The organism is uncultured Campylobacter sp. (assembly GCF_938045775.1).
GTDB lineage: Bacteria > Campylobacterota > Campylobacteria > Campylobacterales > Campylobacteraceae > Campylobacter_B.
The window spans coordinates 1-2,941 of record NZ_CALIBH010000147.1; the positions used below are offsets into that span (position 1 = coordinate 1).

The 2,941-nt window shown below is 45.9% G+C and carries 2 protein-coding genes and 1 pseudogene; 2 read left to right on the forward strand and 1 reads right to left on the reverse strand.

Annotation, left to right across the window (positions count from 1 at the left end):
* Together Q0238_RS12270 and Q0238_RS05605 are read left to right on the forward strand one after the other, a co-directional pair.
* Nucleotides 1–167 (forward strand): annotated as a pseudogene (locus Q0238_RS12270) (sodium-dependent transporter); the annotation flags it as partial.
* Between the two features lie 191 nt (nucleotides 168–358).
* Nucleotides 359–1,171 carry a hypothetical protein gene (locus Q0238_RS05605; RefSeq protein ID WP_297943775.1) on the forward strand — a complete coding sequence of 271 codons (813 nt, stop codon included), beginning with the start codon at nucleotides 359–361 and terminating at the stop codon, nucleotides 1,169–1,171.
* 388 nt (nucleotides 1,172–1,559) lie between these two features.
* Here Q0238_RS05605 and Q0238_RS05610 read toward each other — a convergent pair.
* A partial coding sequence (locus Q0238_RS05610) for a molybdopterin dinucleotide binding domain-containing protein (RefSeq protein ID WP_297943778.1) occupies nucleotides 1,560–2,941 on the reverse strand: 1,382 nt, incomplete at its 5' end.

A 2,941-nucleotide genomic window follows, 5' to 3' on the forward strand; every position in this document is an offset into this window, starting at 1 on the left:
CAATATCGTGGTTTTGGGTGATTAAGCGGAATGAAATTTTAGATGAGATCAATCTGGGCGCAGATAGGGCCCGCGGCAAGCTCTGGTATGATATCGGACGCTTTGTCTATGTCCCGCTGGCGCTACTTTTATGTATAATCGCGCTTAGTATGCATATTTCGTTTTAAACTCATCGCGTTGCATTTATGTAAATGCAACGACTGGCAAAATACGGCAAAGAAGGCGAAGTAGGGTAGAATTTTAAAATTCTACCTAATAACGAACTTACAAATTTAAATGGTCAAAATGACTTTAAATTTTAATACGTTATGAGAATAAAGCGTTATAATGTGCCAAAATTTTACAAAATAGGGGATTTATGAGAGACTACGACAAAGAGCCATTGATCATAAACGATTACACCGTCTATCATGTATTTTCCTGGAGCATATTTACTTGCATATTGGGTTTTTCGCTTTTGGGTTATGATCTGATTACGACTGGCACTACGGGAAAATTTAGCGCTTTCGGTATCGTTTCTTTAATTTTTGTGACATATTCTTTCATACGGCTAAGAATTTCGGCGGAGCAAAATTTTTCTAAAAATCCGAGCTATTTTTATTTTTCAAACAGCCTGATCCGCTACGTCGAAAATATAGATATGAAAGATAGCATAATTTCCGAAACCAAAATAGCCCCCGATCCGTCCGCAAATATATCTAGTGTTCATTTCTGCGTAGTATGCGAACTAGAAAACTCTTACGGCAGGTTCCATTATTTAAGCTCGTATGAGTTATATAGATATTCAAGCATAGGCGTTCATATAGGCAAACTTGCTCTTTATATAAAGCATCTAATGCTATATTTAATATTTGCCCTGCCGTATAAAATTTACAAGCTCAAAAAGAGCTCGGAGCCCCTTTGGCTGTTAAAAAGAAATTTTGTCGTTAAATTTAACAACAGAAATTACTTTTTAATAAATGCCGTATCTGCAAAAGAGTATCGTGAGCTGCTACAATATTTCAGGGCGCTAAACGTAAAAATAGAAGATCAGACCGACTTTATACCGCAGGCTCAAAATAGCGGCTATTTCACCGATAAAAACGAAATTTACAGCGACGATTTTAGCGATACGCAAATTCCGAAGAAAAATTTTAAATGGAAGCTTAGGTGGTTTTTTAGTTTGGATTGAAATTATAGCCCAAACGGCAAGTTCTTAAATTTAGTGAGAATTTCACGAGTAAATAGAGAGTAGGGCGGCGAGGCAAATATTGCTTGCTGTTATCTCCAGCCTGCCACAGCTCAAAGTTACGATAAATCAAATCAACTCAGTCATCACTGCAAGCGCAAGGCTATAAAATTTAAATCAGCTCCGTGACCTATCGTTGCAGTCGCGAGGCTGTAGCAAGCTAAATTGGTCTCGGTGCACAGGCGCGACTATATAAAGCCGCGGTAAGTCGAAATCGATATGTCTCGCCGTAGCAAAACCACGGCGAGTTTGGCTAAAGCCTGTAGAGGATCGGCGTATCTAGTCCAAGCCAGCAATGAGCCAGTCTTAAAACCTAAACCGCTCCCAATCCCTACTTAGCCCCTTTAGGTGGCATAAACGCGGTTAGTTTGATATCTTCGCCCGCCTTGTGTTTATAAAGCTCGATATTTACTAACGCCGTGTGGGAGATGTTGCCGTTGGCAAGCTCGCTCGTAGGAAGATCGATCGTAAGCACGTTCGGATTTCCGTTTTTGCAAAGCCCCTCGGCGTTAGGATCGTACCATGCGCCTTCGAATATCTGCACCACGCCGCGCATTATGTCGCTGCTTACGTTGGCTCCCGCCAAAATTTCGCCGCGAGCGTTATAAACGCGCACCAGATCGCCCTGCTTGATGCCGAGCTCCTTAGCATCCTCAGTATTTATTAGTACCGGCTCTCGATCCGCGACGGCGTATCTCTTGCGATTTGAGGTGTTGCTCTGCTGCGAATGCAAGCGATCAAGCGGATGCAGGCTAAGCAGGTGAAATTTCGCAGGCTTATCCTTCATCCCGAGCCACTCGACGGGCTCAAACCACATCGGATGCGCGCCGCAGTCTTTGTAGTTCATCGCAGCGATCGTGTCGGAGTAAATTTCAATCAGCCCGCTAGGCGTTCCCAAAGCCTCCAAAACAGGATCATTCCTAAAATCCTCAAAGCTCACATATGCAGCACTCTCTGGCGTTTCGTAAAATTCCGTCGGCTCGTTTTTCTCCCACCACTGCTCAAAGCTCGGCATCTGCATACCCAAAGCGGTGTTTGCGTTCACGGCGCTAGCCGCCCCTTCGTAAAATTCTTTGATCCAATCCATCTCCGTTTTGCCGCCGTCCGTATAAGCCTCGGCAAGCCCGTCTGCGTAAGCCTTGCAAAGGTCGGTAAAAATTTGATAATCGTCCTTCGCGCCGTGCTGCTTGGCGACAACCTGCTTCATCGGGATGATATGCATATTGGAGTAGTCCCCGCTCATCGTGATGTCGTTGCGCTCATACTCCGTCGTGGTCGGGAACACGATGTCCGCCATCTTTGCAGTCGGCGTCCAGTAAATTTCATTCACTACAATGGTGCGCGGCTTGCGCCAAGCCTTTATGTTGGTGTTGGTATCTTGATGGTGCACGATCGGATTTCCGCCGACCCAGTAGATAAAATCGATCTTCGGATAGGTGATCTTTGCACCGTTCGCGTCGATCGTCTTGCCCGGATTTAGTAGCGCGTCCGCGATACGAGCTAGAGGAAAAGCGACCTTCGCCGTATTTACCGGCCATGCTTGAGCTGCTTCACCGCCTTGTTTATGATCCTGCGCAAGCCCTAGGAATTTGCCGTCCTTAACGACGCCGACGCTTGCCGCGTTCATTCCGCCGATCACGCCGCCCGCGCAGGTAGGCGCGCCGCCGTTAGCGTAGTGGTAGCTAAAGCCGAAGCCTCCTCCTGCAAGTCCGA